17 protein-coding genes, 1 tRNA gene and 1 riboswitch are annotated in these 20,012 nt (G+C 54.2%); of the genes, 4 read left to right on the top strand and 14 right to left on the bottom strand.

Annotation, left to right across the window (positions count from 1 at the left end; translation table 11 throughout):
- Nucleotides 1-12: 12 nt before the first annotated feature.
- The 8 genes from IGQ15_RS08980 to IGQ15_RS08945 form a co-directional block, all read right to left on the bottom strand.
- On the bottom strand, nt 13-3,036 hold the full coding sequence (locus tag IGQ15_RS08980; RefSeq protein ID WP_297050987.1) for a methyl-accepting chemotaxis protein: 3,024 nt from the start codon (nt 3,034-3,036) through the stop codon (nt 13-15).
- A gap of 199 nt (nt 3,037-3,235) precedes the next feature.
- Nucleotides 3,236-3,766 carry a CheW domain-containing protein gene (locus IGQ15_RS08975; RefSeq protein WP_297050985.1) on the bottom strand — a complete coding sequence of 177 codons (531 nt, stop codon included), beginning with the start codon at nt 3,764-3,766 and terminating at the stop codon, nt 3,236-3,238.
- 5 nt (nt 3,767-3,771) lie between these two features.
- Nucleotides 3,772-4,137, bottom strand: coding sequence for a response regulator (locus IGQ15_RS08970; RefSeq protein WP_297050983.1), 366 nt, complete (start codon nt 4,135-4,137; stop codon nt 3,772-3,774).
- A gap of 80 nt (nt 4,138-4,217) precedes the next feature.
- On the bottom strand, nt 4,218-5,408 hold the full coding sequence (locus IGQ15_RS08965; protein ID WP_297050980.1) for a response regulator: 1,191 nt from the start codon (nt 5,406-5,408) through the stop codon (nt 4,218-4,220).
- A 57-nt stretch (nt 5,409-5,465) separates the two neighbouring features.
- Nucleotides 5,466-6,101, bottom strand: coding sequence for a MerR family transcriptional regulator (locus tag IGQ15_RS08960; RefSeq protein ID WP_149817113.1), 636 nt, complete (start codon nt 6,099-6,101; stop codon nt 5,466-5,468).
- A 319-nt stretch (nt 6,102-6,420) separates the two neighbouring features.
- A complete protein-coding gene (gene aroA, locus IGQ15_RS08955; protein WP_297050976.1) occupies nt 6,421-7,743 on the bottom strand; it encodes a 3-phosphoshikimate 1-carboxyvinyltransferase in 1,323 nt (440 codons plus the stop codon).
- Nucleotides 7,744-7,791: 48 nt separating this feature from the next.
- Nucleotides 7,792-8,334 (bottom strand): TIGR04376 family protein, encoded by a 543-nt coding sequence (locus tag IGQ15_RS08950; RefSeq protein ID WP_297050974.1) that lies wholly within the window; start codon nt 8,332-8,334, stop codon nt 7,792-7,794.
- Between the two features lie 13 nt (nt 8,335-8,347).
- Complete coding sequence (locus IGQ15_RS08945; protein ID WP_297050971.1) at nt 8,348-9,148, bottom strand: hypothetical protein; 801 nt, start codon at nt 9,146-9,148, stop codon at nt 8,348-8,350.
- 111 nt (nt 9,149-9,259) lie between these two features.
- On the opposite strand from IGQ15_RS08945, the gene IGQ15_RS08940 reads away from it, so the two are divergent.
- A complete protein-coding gene (locus tag IGQ15_RS08940; RefSeq protein WP_297050969.1) occupies nt 9,260-10,276 on the top strand; it encodes an alpha/beta fold hydrolase in 1,017 nt (338 codons plus the stop codon).
- Nucleotides 10,277-10,291: 15 nt separating this feature from the next.
- Here the strand turns inward: IGQ15_RS08940 and IGQ15_RS08935 are convergent.
- The 3 genes from IGQ15_RS08935 to IGQ15_RS08925 form a co-directional block, all read right to left on the bottom strand.
- Nucleotides 10,292-10,363 (bottom strand) — tRNA-Cys (locus IGQ15_RS08935).
- A gap of 54 nt (nt 10,364-10,417) precedes the next feature.
- Entirely contained in the window at nt 10,418-12,319 is a 1,902-nt protein-coding gene (gene sir, locus IGQ15_RS08930; RefSeq protein WP_297050966.1) for a sulfite reductase, ferredoxin dependent, read from the bottom strand.
- Nucleotides 12,320-12,428: 109 nt separating this feature from the next.
- Complete coding sequence (locus tag IGQ15_RS08925; RefSeq protein ID WP_190278128.1) at nt 12,429-12,599, bottom strand: hypothetical protein; 171 nt, start codon at nt 12,597-12,599, stop codon at nt 12,429-12,431.
- 158 nt (nt 12,600-12,757) lie between these two features.
- Here IGQ15_RS08925 and zds point away from each other — a divergent pair, with 158 nt between their 5' ends.
- The gene (gene zds / locus IGQ15_RS08920; RefSeq protein WP_297050963.1) at nt 12,758-14,197 is read left to right on the top strand and encodes a 9,9'-di-cis-zeta-carotene desaturase; all 1,440 of its coding nucleotides are present in this window, start codon (nt 12,758-12,760) and stop codon (nt 14,195-14,197) included.
- On the top strand, nt 14,194-14,643 hold the full coding sequence (locus IGQ15_RS08915; protein ID WP_297050961.1) for an SRPBCC family protein: 450 nt from the start codon (nt 14,194-14,196) through the stop codon (nt 14,641-14,643). The genes zds and IGQ15_RS08915 overlap by 4 nt, the downstream gene beginning before the upstream one ends.
- A gap of 7 nt (nt 14,644-14,650) precedes the next feature.
- Here IGQ15_RS08915 and IGQ15_RS08910 read toward each other — a convergent pair whose 3' ends face one another.
- The 3 genes from IGQ15_RS08910 to IGQ15_RS08900 all read right to left on the bottom strand — a co-directional run bounded on the left by IGQ15_RS08910 (nt 14,651) and on the right by IGQ15_RS08900 (nt 18,105).
- Complete coding sequence (locus IGQ15_RS08910; RefSeq protein WP_297050959.1) at nt 14,651-15,640, bottom strand: inorganic phosphate transporter; 990 nt, start codon at nt 15,638-15,640, stop codon at nt 14,651-14,653.
- A gap of 3 nt (nt 15,641-15,643) precedes the next feature.
- On the bottom strand, nt 15,644-17,026 hold the full coding sequence (gene thiC, locus IGQ15_RS08905; RefSeq protein ID WP_297051021.1) for a phosphomethylpyrimidine synthase: 1,383 nt from the start codon (nt 17,024-17,026) through the stop codon (nt 15,644-15,646).
- Nucleotides 17,027-17,036: 10 nt separating this feature from the next.
- Nucleotides 17,037-17,135: riboswitch (TPP riboswitch) on the bottom strand.
- Nucleotides 17,136-17,169: 34 nt separating this feature from the next.
- Nucleotides 17,170-18,105 (bottom strand): septal ring lytic transglycosylase RlpA family protein, encoded by a 936-nt coding sequence (locus IGQ15_RS08900; RefSeq protein WP_297050957.1) that lies wholly within the window; start codon nt 18,103-18,105, stop codon nt 17,170-17,172.
- A 519-nt stretch (nt 18,106-18,624) separates the two neighbouring features.
- On the opposite strand from IGQ15_RS08900, the gene IGQ15_RS08895 reads away from it, so the two are divergent.
- Nucleotides 18,625-20,012 (top strand): DUF2339 domain-containing protein (locus tag IGQ15_RS08895; protein WP_297050954.1); only part of this gene is annotated, 1,388 nt, incomplete at its 3' end.

The following is a 20,012-nucleotide window of genomic DNA, read 5'->3' as shown; positions in this document are numbered from 1 at the left end:
CTCCCGGATTGCTTAGGCTTGATCTTCAGTATTTTCAACGCGGAACCGTTCCACGGATGCTTGCAAGTTGCGTGCCACACTCACTAGACCTTGCAACGAGTCAGACACCCGCTGTGCCTCCTGAGAAGTGGCTTGCGCTGTCAACTCAATGGATTGCATCACCTGAGCCATGGCTCGCGCCGATTCTGTTTGTTCGACCGTAGCGTTAGTAATCGAGCGCACAAGGGTATCAATTTGCGACGACACTTGAATGATGTCCTCAAGGGAGTGCTTGGCCTGTTCAGCCCGCTTCGTCCCTTCAATCACCTGCTGGGTCCCTTCTTCCATGGCGGTCATCACCGCGCCGGTTTCACTTTGAATTTGCAACACAATCTGCTCAATTTCTTTCGAGGCTTTGGCTGCCCGGTCTGCCAGTTGGCGCACCTCATCGGCGACCACCGCAAAACCCCGACCTGCTTCCCCAGCTCGTGCGGCCTCAATACTGGCGTTCAAGGCCAACAGGTTCGTGCGGTTGGCGATCGACGAGATCACACCGACAATCTTGGCAATCTCTTGGGAAGATTCCGCTAGGCGCTTCACCTTGCGGGTGGTCTCGGCCACCGTTTCCCGAATTTGCAAAATACCCGCCACCGTGCGTTCCACCGCCTCACCGCCACGGAGGGCTGTTTCTGAAGCCTTGCGTGCCACCTCATTGGCTTCTTGGGCACTTTCAGCCACCCGCTGAATCGCATTGGTCATCATCTGCACCGAGTTCAGGGTGACCGCTAGCTCCTCCGCTTGCCGCAGAGCATCTGCTGAGAGACTACGGGCAAAGGTTTCGTTTTCTGCGGCACCGCGACTCACCTGCTGGGCGGCAATTTTCACCTGTTGCACAATCGTCCGCAGGTTGTGAATCGTCAGGTTAAAGGAGTCGGCCACGGCGCCGAGCACGTCCGCTGTCACTTCCGCTTGTACGGTCAGGTCACCTCGGGCGGCACCCTCGACATCATCGAGGAGTCGGATCACTTGGCGCTGTAAATCATCCCGCTGCCGTTCGTTTTCCTCTGCTTTTTTCTGGGCATCAGCAGTAATCTGCTGGATGGTATCCGTCATTTGGTTAAAGCTTTGTGCCAAGAGTCCCAGTTCATCGCTACTGGTGACCGGCACCCGCGCCGTCATATCACCGGCAATCACGGCATTACACTGTGCCTGCAAATCCGTACAGAAGCGCTTGATGCGGCTGACGCTACGCTGCCCCATGGCATAGACGGCCACCCCGGCGGTGAGACCGGCGGCAGTACCACTCACCAAAGGCCCAGGGCCGGGGGCATTAAAGCCTAAACTGACAGCACCCGCAGCTAAGGCGGAAAGCACACCGGTGGTTATGGCTGAGGTAATGTTTTGCTGGCCAAAGGAACTTGTGGCCGTTGAAGTTGCTGGGACTGTTCCAGCCACAGAACTAGGACGATGAGAAGGTGTTGGCGCAGTAGCCACGGGTGCTGCAACGGGTACTTGCTCGGTAAAGGCTGAGAGATCGTGACTTGCTGGAGGGGTTGGGGTTTCAGTGCGGCTGGCGGTGCTTTGGCTCAGGTCGAGGCTAAAATCGGCCAAGTCGTCAAGACTTTGCTGGCTGAGATCAAATTCATCCGGTAAAACTGCAAAGGTCTCGGTGCCGGCATCGGTCATCACGGTGCCCTCTGATCCAACATCCCCCATGCCATGCACTTGGGGATTGGCCATGGTCATTTCATCATCAAATCCCGCACCGGAGAAATCTGCATTGCCAAAGGAGAGATCCTCTAGGTCAAAGTCGGCAATGGATTCAAAGGGTTCAGCACCACCAGAGCTAGCTTCCCCTTGCGCGATCGCTGGTGCCCTCGGGTCTTCGGCAACGGTTTCGCGTGCGGGAAACTCAGACATAGCGATCGTTTGCTCATCCTCAAAGGTAGCGGGGTTAAAGGCCTCAGGAGACAGGGGTTCTGCCACAATATCTGGGGTTTCAAAAGCCTCAAGAGAAGCTGAGAAGCCACCAAAGAGATCGTCTTCCTCCTCAGCCGCATCAGAAGAACTTAATTCGGGCTGCGGCAACAATTCAATGGCATCTGCCGTCTCATTGGTCAACAAATCACTGATACCAGCGGCAGAGGTAGAGACTTCAGGAACGACGTTGGCTTCTCCCGATTCTGTAAGCCCCCCAAAGAGACTCTCTTCAGACACTGCCACTTCAGCGGCAAAGGGATCATCAAATGTTTCTAGGGAGGGCGGCGTCATTTCTTGAAAAGGAGCCGCCGTACTTTCTGATGTCTCACCATCAAAAATAGGTTTGGCCGGTTCGGACGGGGTCAAAGGAGAACTTCCCATGAGCATTGTGATATCATCATCACTGACGGGCCCTGTACCTAGGGGCTGCACGGATTCGCCGATGGGAATTTCTGGAATGTCCGCGACTAGCTCCTCCAAAGAATTAGCCGAAAAGGCAAAGGGATCCTGAACCGCTGCATCTGCGTCGAAGGGGTTAAAAGTACCCTGTTCTAAACTGGCGCCAACTTCTTCCTCAATGCCGGCAACCTCGAGATCGTCAAAGGGATTGCTTGTCCCTAAATCGCTACCAAAATCATCAAAGTGTTCAAGACTCAATTCCTCTGAGGGGTTCGCGGCTTGGGGTTCCACAGGGGGTGGGGTAGTTTGCAAAAAGGTATTGTCCCCCTGAAGTTGGGTGTGATCTCCTTGCAGGGTGGTGTGGTATTCTTCGCCTCCGTTCTTAGCAGGTTCGGCAGCGGGAATCAAATCCTTAATCTTGGTAAGGCTCTCGTTGGCCAGATTGATCAATTCTGGATCCGTTGTGGCATTGAGAACCGCATGGTACTGCTCTTGAGCCTCGCTGTAGCGTTGTTGGCAGCAGTATATGTGCCCCCGCAGCAGCCGTAGGTTGGGATCGTTCGGTCGGGTGCCCACCAATTGGTCAGTGATTTTGGCCGCTTCTTCGTAGTTACCTTGCACATAAGCGGCAACCGCTTTTTGATAGTCTTGGGTGTGTTGGGTGCTACTGGATGCCATGGGGTTACTCCCAGAATGGATGATGACAAGGGGCAGATGATTCTTAAGGACTCAATCAAGGAAGCTTTAATTACAAAGTATGCGCCAATCCTTGGGAAAGATATCACGGGGGTGTTAATTTTCCTAAAGTGACTGGTGCTGATGAGTTCCATGGTGACACTTGAGGGCGAGTGTCCATTGAGATTCTACGTTTTCTAGTTTAGAGCCCCCAGCGAGCACTGCGTAAAATGGCGAGGGGATCTAAGAGCTTAACAATGTCCTGTTGCTCGGCATCAAAAACCCACTCGCCACGGACAAAGGGAGCCATCTGATCGCTGACATGGGTCGCGGGCTTAATGGTGTCATTGTTGAGCCACTCCATGCCTCGGACTTGATGAACTGCTAGCCCCACCATTAACTCATCATCTTCAATGGCAATAATCGATAGCTCAGAGCGATTGGTATTCAAGGGGGTGTCATCCCCAAGAAAGTTGCCAGTATCCGCTACCCAAATCACCTGCCCCCGCAGGTTCAAAATCCCCAGTAGCAGATTGGAGGTATTGGGCACTGGGGTAATGCGATCGGGAGTCACGGCCACAACTTCGCGCACCCCAATAGCCGGTAGGGCTAGGGTATCACCGCTAGGGATCGTAAAGAGGATATGTAAGTCCCCCTCTGGGGTTCTGAGGTCATCAATGGTGCCACTTTCGATGGGGGCATTGGTTGCGAGTAGGTCTGAGCTACTAAACATCTTTTTTAGCCTCGCAAGAGTTGCTTGATGGTGCCAACGAGTTCTTTGGGGTCAAAGGGCTTCGTAATGTACGCATCAGCCCCCTGTTTCATGCCCCAATAGCGATCAAACTCCTCACCTTTGGAGGTACAGATAACCACGGGAATGGATTGGGTGCGGGGGTCGGACTTAATTTGGCGACAGACTTCATACCCATTCATGCGGGGCATGACAATGTCGAGGACAACCACATCGGGAATGCTCTGCTGCAATTGCTCTATTGCCTCGACACCATCGGTGGCAACTGTTACTTCAAAGCCTGTTTTCGCTAGCAATTCGCTAATCATTTCCCGCTGGGGCGGACTATCTTCGACAACTAAGACTTTGCTCATAGGGGGTTACACGTAGAATGAAGGGGTTGCTTTATATTCTAAAAGCCTAAAAGAATGACAGATCCATGACAGCTAACCTACTAACGGGGAGTCTCAAGGCCTGATTTTGGTTCTAGCACGTCGCTAAAGGACTCGTCTGTTAAGGAGGTTACAGGTGGGGCTGCACCAATATAATGATGCGTAATTGTTAACAATTCTTGGGTTGAAAAGGGCTTACTGAGGTAATCAGTGGCACCGGCGACTTTGGCGCGCAGGCGATCGCTCCAACCAACGAGGCTAGTCAGCATAATAATCGGCGTATAACGGAAGCGAGGCGTGTGCCGCAGGAGCGTACAAAATTCGTAACCATCCAATTCGGGCATGGCAATATCGAGGAAAATCAGGTCGGGGTTGAGTTGGAAAATGAGACTCAAGGCGGTTAACGGGTGGGCGATCGCCGTGGCTTCATAACCTGCTGCTTGCAGGGTGGATTCAACCACTTGACGGACAGTGGCGGCATCATCCACACACACGACCCGGGGCGATCGCCGCCAAGAGAGGGGGGGAAATGTACGGGTGTGGCCATTGGTTCCCCAAGAACTGACTTGTAAGTACCCTTGATGGAGATAGGGCAGCAGGAGTTTGCCCACCGTCACGGCATCTCGTCCCAGTTGCCGACTCAGACGGCGCAAGGTGATCCGCTCCCGCACGAAGGGTTCCAGTTGGCGAAACCACTGATCCGCTGGATCGTTGCCTGTGGGTTTAATATCCGTCAGTTCGAGGGATTGATCGAGGGAACGCAACTCTGGATGCAGTTTTTTCCATTCCCGCAGCTGGCTCAGGCTGTCATTGAGCAGCATTGTCAGGGAGAGATTGTGCCATTGGGGGGTGAGGGGACTCGCACTATAGAACTTGAACCAAGCGCGATTGAGGCTAACAACGTCAAAGAGACTCTCCCGCAGCAGCGCACGCCACACGCTATGGATTTGACTGAGCTTGCAGTGATCGAGGAGCCACCACAGGCATTCGTATTCCACCCAACTGGCACCGGCTTTGCTTTCGATGAAGCTATCGGGACTCGGCCAAGGAATCCCCTGCCCATAGAACAGATCCTGCAACCGCTCTAAACTGTGGCTGTGGCGATCAGCAATATAAACGAGGTGACCATGACTCAAAAAGAGAAGCCACGTATGACCGGCATCATCTTCGAGGTAGAGTTCCCCGGTGCGCTGGCCAAGGGCAAGGGTTTGGCACAGCGTGTAAATATCCGTATCGTTGAGGCATCCTTCCATGGCGCTATTATAGCGATCGCCAGCGGGCTAACCGCGACACCAGATATTCAGTCTCAGTTAGCGCTGGGTATAGCTAGAGAGCAATTGCACCAGTTGCTTCACAAGGGCTTCCTGATCGCGATTGATCTGGGGAAAGTTAAAGTCATCGCGAATATGAACCTCAAAGCCGGGCACCACCTCAATGCGCTTCCAGGATTCCGGTTGCGGTGAATGGCTCGGGGGCGGTACCTCGCGGCGGCTGACACTGGGACTGACGCGCATGGGTTCCCCATAGCGATGCTCGGAGCGGTCTTGTACTTGCTGCAAAAAGGCCAAAGCTGGGTTGATGGGGGGTGGATTCAATTGCAGATGAACCCCTTGCTCAAGGAGTGCCCGCAGTTCTGGGGTGCTCATACGATACACCAACTTGTAAATGGCACCTGCGGTATAGCCCTCCATCAACAGCCGCCGCACCACCAGCAATTGCACAAGGTGGCGATAGCCGTAGCGACCTTCGCGGCCAATGCGAGCGGGACGGTCAATCAACTTGCAGGAGGTGTAATGGCGCACCAGACGCGGGTTGACCTCTTCCAAAACACGGTTTTTGGAGTCCTCCTGGGGGAGGTGCTGGGGCAAGAGTTCGTTGGCGATTTCCACCAACTCATCTAATGACCATTGATCCTGAACGTGGATGAAATCTTGAATTGTTGCCATGATGAATAAACACAGCCTTTTTTGAAGAAAAACAAAGAAGTCAGTTAGAGAGGGATTTCCCTGTCCTAGATAGAGCGCAAAGGCGCCCCTAGCGCAGGAGTGAAACTATATTATCGTATTTTTTTGGTTCTGTATCATTTTGGGTCTAATGTAGTCTTACAATTATCAAGGAAGGTAAACACCTGAATATTACAAGGCTACAGAGAATTCAGCGCAGCGCGAAGCTGCATTGTGACACCAAAACAATTTATTTGATGCTAGCATACAGCGTTTGGTGTTGAGTGAAGTTGTCCCAAAAATTACTGGGATTTTTGAGCTGTCAAGCAATTTGTTGCAGAGTTGTTACAAACTCCGGATAGGAGACGGCTGCCGCACTGGCGTTGTGAATGTGGCTGGTTCCTGTGGCATTGAGGGCAGCGATCGCCAGACTCATGGCCATGCGATGATCGCCGTAGGTTTCCACATGGGTGCCTTGCAAGGGCACGCCCCCCTGAATATCGAGGCCATCACTGAGTTCAGTGACCTTAGCGCCCATTTTTTGCAATTCGGTGGCCACAGCCTTGAGGCGATCGCTCTCCTTCACCCGCAGTTCTGCTGCATCCCGAATTTCGGTGATCCCTTCGGCAAAGGCAGCGGCCACGGCCAAAATTGGAATCTCATCAATCAAGCGGGGAATCAATTCACCGCCAATACGGGTTCCCTTCAGCCTCGCTGATCGCACCCGCAGATCTGCCACTGGTTCGCCTGTGACGAGCCGCTCATTTTGAAGGGTAATCTCGGCTCCCATTGCCCAAAGCACGTCGAGAATGCCGGTGCGGGTGGGGTTGACGCCCACATTGGTCAGCACTAGGTCTGAATCAGGGGTAATGGAGGCTGCCACCAACCAAAAGGCGGCTGAACTGATGTCGCCGGGCACAATGACCTTCTGACCCTTTAAGACTGCAGGTCCTTCAAGACTCACCGTGCAGGTGGCCTCATCCACGCTTAAACAGGCACCAAAGGCCTGAAGCATACGTTCACTGTGATCCCGTGAGCGGTGGGGTTCGCGAATGATGGTAGTGCCTTCAGTGTGGAGGGCGGCGAGCAATAGCGCTGATTTCACCTGAGCGGAGGCAATGGGACTGTAGTAGGTGATTGGCTCTAAGGGCTGTCCCAAAACGGCCAAGGGGGCACGGCTGTGGTGTTGACGCCCCCAAATCTGGGCACCCATCTGTAGGAGGGGCGTGACGACCCGTGCCATGGGGCGCGATCGCAATGAGGCATCCCCGGTAATCGTAAAAAAGCGACCTGTTTGCGCTGCCAATACTCCCAACAACAACCGCATCGTTGTACCAGAGTTGCCGGCATTCAGCACATCCGCGGGTTCTTGGAGATGGCCAATTCCCAAGCCTTGAACCGTGACTGCTGTGGCATTGAGATCTGAAATCTCGGCACCAAGGGCACGAAAACAGGCGGCGGTACTACAGGTATCTTCACCCACGAGCAGGCCTTCAATATGGGTGGTGCCCTCTGCCATTGCCCCCAACATCAGGGCACGGTGGGAAATGGATTTATCTCCCGGCACCTGGAGGGTGCCTTGCAGGGGATGGCCATCGGCCTGAATTTGCCAAGTGTCGTCGGATGTAATCTGAATAACCGCCATGGGACATTTGGATAAAACCGCGTTCTCGATTGTCCCACGTCTGTTGCGCTATAACCCCATTGAGCGCTTCAGTTCCTCGAGGGCAGTTTGCAGTTCCAAGCGGCGAAACTCAGCTTCAATGGGATCATTGAGGTCACTGGTCATGCGCGGTGGCGGTGGGGGCGGTGGTGGGGGCGCACTGGCGGTAGGCACACGGTTCATGACTTCTCGCCGGCGATCTCGAATCTTTTGCAGAAGCTGCTGGGTAACGGGAATTTGATTGAGGGCGTTGAGGCGCTGAGTCCACAGTTGCTCGCCGCGTCGGCTTAATTCGGCCTCCCGTTGCCGTGCCAATTCCACAAGGTCAGGGCGTTGAGCTGCCATCGCCGTTTGGATGCGATCGCGCCAGCGGCGAATCTCGGAAACAAGGCCTAAAATCTGCTGTTCGCAGGTATTGACTTCCTGTTGCAACCGCAGTAGCTGCTCTTGGGTTTCCCGTTCTTGATCCTCTAGCTCAAGGAGCAGCAGATTGAGTTCAAGCTGCGGATTGGCACGAATAAAGTCCTCGAGTTTTTGCTCTAGGAATGCATTCAAGTCGCGGAAAAAGCTCATGAGTGACCCTTTTTTAAAAACTTTGGCCAACGGTGAGGGAGCGCACTTCCCCTTGACGCCGTAGCACCGCCCGCTGATTTTGAATCTGTACCAGTTGCCAGCCGTCATTGCCAATTGTATCGCCCACACTCAAGCGTAGGGTTTGGCCATTGCTTTGAAAAAGAGCCACTGAGCGATCGCCCAGTTCGAGGATGCCCACCAAGGTATGTTGGGGGGGCGCCGGTGTAGGGGCAGGGGGTGCCGGTGTGGCCGCCGGCGTAGGGGCTGTCACCGTGGGTAAATTGGGCAGGGTCACCGTGGGTGTGGTGGGGGCTTGGTAAACAGGAACGTAGATGCGCTCAACGGTTGGGGCAGAGGCTGTGGGACTGGGGCCAGAATTGCTGATGATGGCGGGGGGTGAAGGGGTTGGGGTGGCAGCCTGCTGACTAAGGAGTTGCAGGGAGGTTTGCAGATACTCAGCGAAGGCCCTATCGGCAGGACTGGTGGTTGTGGTCACCGCAGCGTCAGGGGCAACTGTGACCGGTTGGCGATTCAGGCTGATCCAGAGGCCAACCCCCAGTACAAAGGAGGCAATGCCGACCCCGATCAAAAAGCGATCGCCCCAAGAAAACCCCTGCTGCGGTTCTGAGCGGTGCAGCCAGCGAGAAGGTTCCTCCGGGGGAGGAGCTGTCGTTGCTTCAAAGGGAACGAGGAGGGAAGGTTCCGGTTCTAAGACCGCCGCTAGGGATTCTGGCTCATTGAGGTCGGCCTCCACAGCGGCAAAGACTTCATCCAGCAAGCGATCGGCTTGGACATCCATCAGGCAGGTTTCCATGGTGTAGGGGTCTATCCTCTGTGGATCATCGCTCCGTGTCATCACCCATGCCTCACAATGATCACCAAAAACGCCCAACCTTGCCTATTTTGCGATGGATGACTAAATTCTATGCAATCCCTATCCTATTGGCCACCACTGCCCCTGCACTCTGGCGTGATCCACACGGTCTTTACTGCCTATGTCCAACGCTGGGGGTGCCTCTACCCTTGGCAACCGCAAACCAGCCATGTTTTTCATGGGGCGGAGGGCGTGCCCCTGTACGGTGAGGGGTATCGGGTTGGCCAAGCACGCGGAACCATCATTGCCACCTACGGCATTACGGGTGATCTCAAGAATCAATGGTACTTGCATACCCTTGCCCATTGGGCGATCGCCCGCCGCTTTGATGTCGTGCTCTTTGATTGGCGTGCCCATGGTCGCAGCGCGGAACTGTCCCCAGTGTTAACCAGTGATGGTCTCTACGAAGGACAAGACTTTGTAGCGATCGCGCAGCAGTGTCAAGAACTTGGTTATACCCCTCCCTACTGGTTTGTTGGCTATTCCTTGGGGGGGCAGTTAGCCCTTTGGGGGGCGTGGTATGCGCAACAGCAAGGGACAAAAGACATTGGGGGGGCTGCTGTGATTTGCCCCAACCTTGACTCCAACCGTTCCCTTGCCCACCTCGGCACGACCTTTTGGGGACGGCAATTTGAACGCGCCATCAGCCGTCAACTCCAATACTTGGCTCGCCACCTCCATCGCCTTCACCCTCAGATGTTGGATCTGAACACCGTTGCCCAAATTGACACCATTGCCGCTTTTGATGCCGCCCTCGTCATTGACCGCCTTGGCTTTGGCAGTGTAGCCGAGTATTATGCTGCCAGCAGTCCCTTGCCGCTGTTGCCGCAACTGACCATACCCGTATGGATGCTCTATGCTGCCGATGATCCCCTATTTGATCCTCGTCTTGTGCCAGAACTCCTAGCGATTGCCGAGAGCAATCCTGCCCTCACACTGCTGATGACAGAACAGGGCGGCCATGTCGGTTTTACCAGCGATCGCAAATGTCAACGCCTCTGGAGCGATCCTGATTACTGCTGGGGGATTCATCGGCTCTTGGACTGGCTAGCGCAGCAACCTAGATAACCCACGGAAGTATCAAGGCGGCACCCGGATTCGAACCGGGGGATAAAGGTTTTGCAGACCTCTGCCTTACCACTTGGCTATGCCGCCCTATTTGGCAATTCCTCATTATAGCAGCCGATAGGCATCCTATCCTTGCCTGTTTTAGCGCGATTGCTCAAGGTAACGCTGAATCGCTTCACGGGTCACTGCTGCTAGAGACATGCCCTTGGCTGCTGCCAATTCCTTGAGTTGTTGGTATTGATCAGCCCGCACATCCACGCGATAGCGCTTTGTTGTGGCAGTGGGAACGTAATTCGCAGCAAACTCTCGCAAGGCCGCAAAACCAACCCGATGGCAAAAATCACCAAAGGATTCTCCCTGCTGCCGGCGATCGCGATAAAAGACTAGCAATGGCTCTAGGGCTGTTTCCAGTTCGGCAATCGGTAACCGCTCAATATAGACCTCCGCCAAGCGGGTTTGATCGGGACTTCCCCCCAACCAAGTCTGATAGGCGCCGGGGACAATGCCAACAAAGCCTAATTCTGCCAAGTAGGGACGGGCACAGCCATTGGGGCACCCCGTCATCCGAATCACAAAATGCTCCTCTTGGAGTCCCAGCCGCTCCATGAGGCGACGAATCCGCTCCAGTACCCCCGGAATTGCCCGTTCTGACTCGGTAATGGCCAAGCCACAGGTAGGCAATGCCGGGCAGGCCATGCTATAGCGTTCGAGGGGATCAATGGCATTGACATCACGCACCCCGTGCTGCTCAAGGATGTGCTGAATTGCATCCTGTTGATCGGGAGAGACATCGCACAGGAGCAGATTTTGGTGGGGTGTGACCCGCAGGGGGAGCTGAAAGTCCTTGACGATTTTCTTGAGAGCCGACTTGAGTTTGAAGTTGCCCTGATCAAGGATGCGGCCATTGGCAATGGACAGGCCATAGAAGAATTTGCCATCTCCTTGGGGGTGCCAGCCCAAAAAGTCCTGATAGCGCCACGGCGGCAGCGGGCGAAAGGGTTCGAGGGGCTTGCCAAAGTATTCTTCCACCTTGGCCTTGAATTTTTCGACCCCCCAATCGTGGATCAGGTATTTCAAACGGGCGTGGCGCCGATTATAGCGATCGCCATAGTCCCGCTGGGTGGCCACGATCGCCTTCACAGCCTCATAGACATCTGCCGCTCGGACAAAGCCAATTTCATCGGCCATGCGGGCAAAGGTTTCTTCTTTGTTGTGGGTGCGTCCCAAACCACCACCGGCATAGATATTGAAGCCCTCAAGATGGCCTTGGGAATCAGTAATCACCACCAGTGTCAAATCTTGCGAAAAGAGATCTACGGAGTTATCCCCCGGCACCGTGACACAGCACTTAAATTTGCGGGGCATATAGTGATCGCCATAGATGGGCTCTTCGTTATTGGGAAAGATCGTGCCATTACCATTGCGCTGCCGGGCCGCTTTAACATCGGGGTGCTCTTCGCCGGAGATCACCTTTTCACCATCGAGCCAAATCTCGTAGTAGGCGCCGGTTTGTGGCGTCAAGAGATCGGCAATGCGATGGGCATACTCATAGGCAAGGGTATATTCTGGGCGATCGCGAAAGGGGGCAGGTGGCGCCATCACATTACGGTTCAAATCACCACAGGCGCCCAATGTGGATCCCATACTGCGGACAATGGCAGCGATCGCTGCTTTCAGATTTTTCTTGAGAATGCCGTGCAATTGAAATCCCTGCCGTGTTGTTGCTCGCAGGGTGTGATTGCCATACTCATCTGCCAAGCGATCCAAGGTTAAATAGAGCTGCGGCGGAATATACCCCGCCGGGCTACGGGTGCGCAGCATGAACTGGTAGTCTTTTTCCTGCCCTTTGACCCGCTTATCGCGATTGTCCTGCTGATAAGAGCCGTGGAACTTGAGGATCTGCACCCCCTCTTCGCTAAAACGATTCGTTGGTTCTAGCAATTCTGTGGCAACAGGTTCTCGTAGATGTTGGCTCCGTTCCTTGAGAGCCTCAATTTTGGAGCGTTTCGGTGCCGCATCGGCAGGGAGGGGCGAAGCAACCATGGTATTTCTGTCTTCCAACAGGCGAAAGTAACCAAAATGACGACAGCTAAAAGTCCCTAATCTTGATCGGGAAAGTGAGCTATCTCATTTTAGCGAACCTGTGGAACGATTAACAGGAGGGTTCTTCCTTAGAGGCACAGTCCTTTTGCCAGCAGCGTTCGAGGTAAGCATCGTAATACTGCCGCCAGAACCGTTTGGGATTGAGGGTAAAGCCCGGACTAAATAGCCGTTGGTTCAAATACTGCCAGAGGGGAAAGGCGAGGACACGACGCGTAGCCATAAGCACACCGTGAGCGTGAGCGATTCAAAAACTTCAACTTACCTTGATCATAGACGAGGGTTCTGGGGGACAAGGGTCTCTGCCAAGTTTCTTAATGCGCAAGAAACCGTCCGAGGGGCGAAAAATGTTAAAATCTGTAAAGTTTTCTGGGATCACTGATGCGGGTTGTCATTGTTGGTGCAGGGTTAGCCGGCTTAGCCGCCGCAGTGGATTTGGTGGATGCTGGTCACCGTGTTGAAATCTATGAATCCCGTCCCTTTGTGGGGGGCAAAGTCAGCAGTTGGCAAGATGCCGATGGAAACCACATTGAGATGGGGCTACATGTTTTCTTTTACAACTACGCCAATCTCTTTGAACTCATGACCAAGGTGGGGGCGATCGCCAACCTACTGCCCAAGGAACATACCCACACATTTATTAATCGCGGTGGTCGGGTGGGGGAACTGGATTTTCGCTTTCCCTTGGGTGCCCCCTTCAACGGTCTCAAGGCCTTCTTCACCACTCGTCAACTCTCTGCTGCCGATAAATTCTTTAATGCCATTGCCCTTGGCACCAGTCCTGTAGTGCGGGGTCTGGTGGACTATGAGGGGGCAATGCGCCAAATTCGCGCCTTAGATCGCGTCAGTTTCGCCGAATGGTTTCGGCGTCATGGCGGTTCAGAAAATAGCCTCAAACGCCTCTGGAATCCCATTTCCTACGCCTTAGGCTTTATTGATACCGAGCACATGTCCGCTCGCTGTATGCTGACGATCTTTATGATGTTTGCTGCCAAAACAACTGCCTCACGGCTCAATATGCTCAAGGGATCACCGGCAGAATACCTGCTCAAGCCCTTGGTGAACTACATTGAAGCACGGGGGGCTAAGATTCATCTGCGGCGACGGGTGAAGGAAATTCTCTTTCGCGGCGAGGATCCGAGCACTTGGCAGGTGGAAGGGTTGGTGATTCCCCTAGGCGAAGAGCTAGAAACAGTTACGGCGGATGCCTATCTATGTGCCTGTGATGTGCCAGGGATTCAACGCCTGATTCCAGAGGCATGGCGATCGCACCCGACCTTTGACAATATCTTTAAGCTCGAGGCCGTACCTGTGGCCACGGTACAACTGCGATTTGATGGCTGGGTTACGGAACTGCAAGACCCCAGTCAACAAAAACAGGTGGCGGCAACAGGTATTGATAACCTGCTCTACACCGCTGATGCTGACTTTTCCTGCTTTGCCGATCTGGCCCTCACTAGCCCAGCGGACTACTATCGCGAAGGTCAAGGCTCCCTACTGCAAGTGGTGCTCACCCCCGGTGATCCCTTCATCAAAGCCAGCAATGAAGAGATTGCCCAACACGTGCTGCGCCAAGTCCATGAACTCTTCCCCTCATCACGCCATCTGAACATGACATGGTACAGTGTCGTCAAATTAGCGCAGTCCCTCTATCGCGAAGCCCCCGGCATGGATCCCTATCGTCCGCCCCAAAAAACACCCGTTCCTAACTTTTACCTGGCGGGCAGCTATACGCAGCAGGACTACATTGACAGCATGGAGGGCGCGACAATGTCCGGACGACAAGCCGCCCAAGCGATTTTGGCAGGAGGTCACGTATGAGTTGGTTAGAGCATACGGTTCAGATTGAAGTGGCAGCCGATGTTGATCGCGTCTGGGCTCTGTGGTCCGATTTAGAAAAAATGCCCCTGTGGATGAAGTGGATTGAATCTGTGGTCATCACCGAAGAAGACCCCACCCTCTCCCACTGGACATTGGCCACGGGAAACTGGCATTTTAGCTGGCGATCGCGCATTTGCCGCCAAGTAAAGCACCAAATTATTCAGTGGGAGTCGGTGGATGGGCTGCCCAATCGGGGCGCAATTCGCTTTTACGATCGCCATGGCAGCACAATTGTTAAGCTCTCGGTCTCCTATGCAATGCCGGGGGTCCTGGGACAAATTATGGATCGCCTTTTCTTGGGGCATGTGGTCGAAAGTACATTGCAAGCGGATCTCGAACGCTTTCGTGAGTATGCCCAACGGATGCAGCCCACACAGGTTTCCTAAGGTTGACTTAAAGTTGGGATAGGCCAAAAGAGATCGCGATCGCCAGCAGGGCTGCACCGGGAAACGTTAGCACCCACGCCATAAAAATTTGTGCCCACACTTGCCAGTTCACTTCCCCTTGATGGCGATAGCCAGCACCCGTAATCGCGCCCACCACGACTTGCGTCGTACTGACGGGAAAGCCCACTAGACTCGCGGCCCCCACGGTCAAGGCGGCACTGAGATTCGCTAAGCAGCCACTCACAGGGTCAAGGGGTGTTATTTTCTCCCCCGTGGTGCGGATAATGCGTTCGCCGCCGCCATAGGTACCGATCGCGATCGCCAAGGCACAGGCACCCATAACCCAGAAGGGCACACCGGCATTGGGTGACAGTTGTCCCCAACTCACAAGGGCAAGGGTAATCACCCCCATGGTTTTCTGGGCATCATTGGCACCGTGGGCAACGGCCATCAATGTTCCAGAGAGAATCTGCAACCGTTGCCAGTGCTCTGGGGGAATATCTTGCGATTGCCGCCATTTCTCGACAAGGGTCATGAAACTCAGGCCAATGGCGATCGCCGCCAAGGGGGACACGACCATGGGAATCACCACCGCCTTAACAATCCCCTGCCAATAGATGATGTGTGGTGACACTTGAAAGAGGGCTGCCCCCACCAAGCCACCAATGAGGGCGTGGGAAGAACTACTGGGTAAACCCCAATACCAAGTGAGCAAATTCCAGCCTATCGCGCCAAGGAGTGCGGCACTGATGACGCCAAACCAATGGGCACCCAAAGCACTACTGTTGAGAATACCTGCTTCAATGGTTAGCGCCACCCGCGTACTCAAGAAGGCACCACCAAAATTAGCCACAGCAGCAAGGATGAGCGCCGATCGCAGGGAAAGGGCACGGGTGGCGACCACCGTTGCAATGGCATTGGCGGCATCATGGAAACCATTGGTGACATCAAAAAGGAGGGCAGTCGCAATTAGCCCCCCCTTGAAATCAATGGCCATGCCCTAAGCAGAGGCACTCACTTGATCGTTGTCCTTGGCGAGGAACTTCTCCAGTTCGGCAAGGGCGTCGGCATCTACCTTCGTTTGCATGGGGCAGAACTTCGGCCCACACATGGAGCAGAACTCAGCGGTTTTATAGATATCTGCCGGTAGGGTTTCGTCGTGGTATTCCCGTGCCCGATCCGGATCGAGGGCCAGTTCAAATTGGCGGTTCCAGTCAAAGTTATACCGTGCCCGCGAGAGTTCATCATCGCGATCGCGCGCCCCCGGACGGTGACGGGCAATATCCGCCGCGTGAGCCGCAATTTTGTAGGCAATCAAGCCATTGCGCACATCTTCGGCATTGGGTAAGCCAAGGTGCTCTTTGGGGGTCACATAGCAAAGCATAGCTGTGCCGTACCAACCCGCCATTGCCGCGCCAATGGCACTGGTAATGTGGTCATAGCCGGGGGCAATATCCGTGACCAACGGCCCAAGGACATAGAAGGGAGCTTCAGAGCATTCTTCCATCTGCTTGCGCACATTGAATTCAATTTGATCCATGGGCACGTGGCCGGGACCTTCCACCATCACTTGGACATCGTGCTCCCAGGCCTTACGGGTGAGTTGACCGAGCGTTTTCAATTCCGCCAATTGAGCTTCATCAGAGGCATCATGGAGACACCCCGGCCGCAGCGAGTCCCCGAGGGAGAAGGAGACATCATATTTTTTGAAGATCTCAATAATGTCGCGGAAGTGGGTATAGAGGGGATTTTGCTTGTGGTGATACAGCATCCACTTGGCGAGAATGCCGCCGCCGCGCGACACAATCCCGGTGATGCGGTTTTTCACCAAGGGCAGATATTCAATGAGAATCCCCGCATGGATCGTCATGTAGTCTACGCCCTGCTGGGCGTGCTTTTCAATGACATGGAGAAAGTCATCGGGGGTAAGCCGCTCAACACTGCCGTGGACACTCTCAAGGGCTTGATACACGGGCACCGTACCGATGGGCACCGGTGAGGCATTAATAATAGCGGTGCGAATGGCATCAAGGTCTCCCCCCCCTGTGGAGAGATCCATCACCGTATCGGCACCATACTTCACTGCGAGACGCAGTTTGGCCAATTCTTCCTCGAGGTTTGAGGAGTTGGGAGAGGCACCAATGTTGGCATTGACTTTGCACTTGGCGGCAATCCCGATTGCCATTGGCTCGAGGTTGGGGTGATTGATATTGGCGGGAATAATCATCCGCCCACGAGCCACTTCGTCGCGAATCAATTCCGCGGGCAAATTCTCCCGCTGTGCCACATAGTGCATTTCTTCAGTGATAATCCCTTGGCGGGCATAGTGCATTTGGGTGACATTTTCTTGCCCCTTGCGGGCAGCAATCCATTCGCTACGCACCATTGATAGAATCCTCTCTAGACAGCTTCCCTACGCCAGCATGATCTGGTTCAGGTTCTAAGGGTTTGCTCTCAGCCTGCTCTGACCGCAGACACCCCTAGCATGTCGTTCATTCTACCACTTTGCCCTTAAGGGGGTGGGGATCAGTCCAAAACGTCAATGCGTACAGGTCCGACACCGGCACCAATGAGGCCAATGGCAGCTGCAGCGCCCCGCGAAAGGTCAATTTCCCGTCCCCCCGTAAAAGGCCCGCGATCATTAATCCGCACCACTACTGAGCGGCCATTCTGGAGATTCGTCACCCGTACCCGTGTCCCAAAGGGCAGGGTGCGGTGGGCAGCCGTCAGGGCATTTTGATCAAATCGCTCGCCATTCGCGGTGCGGGCACCATGGAAGCCAGGACCATACCACGAGGCAATACCCGTCAACTGCATCCGAATCGGTCCCATGGCCACAACGGTATTTTGACTGCCCTCTACGCTGGTTAGGGCAGGGGCATTCCCCAGTTGGCGGCGGATCAGGTTGGCAATGCGCAGGGCATTTTCATCGTTGCGTTGTGCACCATTGGGAAGCGTGACTTGATTGTTCAGGGTCAGGAGAGGTTCTTTGTCGGCGTAGATGCGATAGTTCTGTTGTTGGGCATCCCAACGCACGCGCACAAGGTTGGCATCAAAGCCCTGTTCGTGGAGCTGATTGAGGCGAGCGGTGAGAATGGTTGCCTGCTGGGCTGCCTCTGAGAGGGTGGTTTGCTCTGGTATCCCAGCGCCACTAGCGGCAGCTACTTTGACTCCCTCTGTGGCTGCTACCCGTTGACCCAAGAAGGTGAGTACGGGAATCCCCCGCAAATAGACGGTTACGGCTTCGCGGCCTTGCTGTTGGTGACGATGCAGACTGGCGATCGCCCGCGTTGTTGTTGCGGTCGTGGATTGGCGTTCACCAACTTTGGTGGCAACGACCGGCGAGGCTGGGGCTGAAACAGAGTCTGGGGCTTGTGTCGTTGTGGTTGCACGGCTACTGGAAAGGATTCCTAACACAGCCAACGTGGTTGTTGTCAGACCCACATAAAGCGTTTTTTTCATAGGCGTCCGTTAAAAAGGGCATCCATACGGCTGGACAGTAGGGCACCAACATCACACAGGGGTTAACCCTACTGGTGCCGTGTTCGCTCTCATCGCGGAACTGTTTCAACCTACCACGAAGGCCTAGAATCAAGCATCAGGGGCATTTTGTTCGTGGAAAACATTTTGAAAAAGAATAAAAAAGCGCTGAAGGCGGTGAAACCTATGCAGACTGGCATATTGACGGAATTTACAGTTGACGAAAGAAAATAAGAAAAATTTATAAACTTTTAACAAAATGTTTTTAATTTCTGAAGATTTTTGTGACTCAGATCACCGAAAATAAAAATTTAGCTAAAAGAGAAAATTTGCTTTTTGCGACCTTTTCTGTGTGTCATAGGACGATTTCTCACCCAATTTTGTTTCCCGTTTTACCCCTGTTAGGATGCTCCTCTAGCCACTTCATAAAGTGCATTGCCCAAGGAATTGCTCTCTCCTCTAGCGCATAAAACGGGGATATAGTCCGTAGGGAACCAGATGATGACAGACAGGGATGACTTGCGGCGTCGTCTTGAAAACTTAGAAGCCGCTGTGGCTGCCCTTCAGCGATCGCTCGAAATTCTGCAAAGAGCCATTCTCCGTGAAGACCTCTCCTCTTCTGGAGTCCCAGAACCTTCAGGGCAATCAACGCCACCTGAGGAACCGCCTGCGATTGTTCCTGCCCCTGCTGCTGAATTACAACCCCAAGCTTCTGAATCCCCATCGGTGCCACCGTTACGCCCAGTGAGGCCTTCGCAAGCTGACTGGCTACAAAATTGGGAACTGTGGCTTAACCGTCTCGGCATCGTCCTGCTGCTGTTGGGGATTGGCTTCTTCTTTCGGTACGCCGTTGAATTGGGCTGGATTACCGATGCGGTTCTCGTTGCCATGGGCTTTATCATCGGCACGGTGCTGATGGGGTTGGGTTGGCGGTTGCGGCGGCGAGCCATCTTTAGCCAGTTTTTGCAGGGGGGCGGCCTTGCGACCTATTACCTCACGATCTTTGCTGCCTATCAGTTTTTGACCGTAATGCCTTGGGGCGTGGCCTTCCCATTGATGGTGGCAGTGACCCTAGGGACATTTTTCATCTCCTTGCGCCAAAATCGAGCCATTTTTGCGGTGATTGGTGTGGTTGGCGGCCTAGCAACCCCTTTGCTGCTCTCCAACACACAGATGAGTCGTCCCTTGGCCTTGGCTAGTTACACCTTTTTAATTCTCTTGGGCAGTTGGGCAATTTACGCAGTGAAGGGCTGGCGATCGCTCCTGCTGTCAGCCTTTTGGTTGGGATGGCTAATGTTAACGGTGTCTATTACTGGTCAACGGCTTGATCGAGTCGTGGCATTACAGGCCATTCTTGCATTGACTTGGTTGGGCTTTACGGTATTGCCCCCTTGGTATCAGTGGCGCGATCGCCAGCGTGCAGCGGCGCTGTATCGCCCTCAGGAGACTGCCCCACAGCCCTATGGTCAGGCGATCGCCCTTTTTAACCCGCTGATTGGCCTTGGCTTGAGTGCCTCCCTCTGGCAGTGGTCGGCAACGCGAACGGGTCGGGTGTTTGTCGTTTTTGGCGTGCTCTACCTTGGCACCAGTCTGCTCTGGCGACGCTTGCCGCAACCTTGGCGCTGGGTCTATAGCTTGACGGGACTCGTGCTCATTGCCCTTGGCATTGTTGTTCGTTACTACAGCAATCGCTTTATCCTCGCACCGCTGGCGATCGAGGGGTTGATTTTGCATTATCTGAGTCAACACTATGCCTCGCGAACCCTACGGGTTATTGCCCATCTTTGGTGGGGACTGCTCGGCCTTGGTTTTGTTGGTCAACTGCTGTTTACCGCCGCCGATCGCCCCCCACTGTTGAATCTGGCTTTTTTCGCCCATTTGGTGGTGCT

Source organism: Thermosynechococcus sp. M98_K2018_005, from assembly GCF_015295825.1.
GTDB lineage: Bacteria > Cyanobacteriota > Cyanobacteriia > Thermosynechococcales > Thermosynechococcaceae > Thermosynechococcus.
Note: the sequence above shows the minus strand (reverse complement) of the source record. Positions and strands in the feature narration are given on the sequence as shown.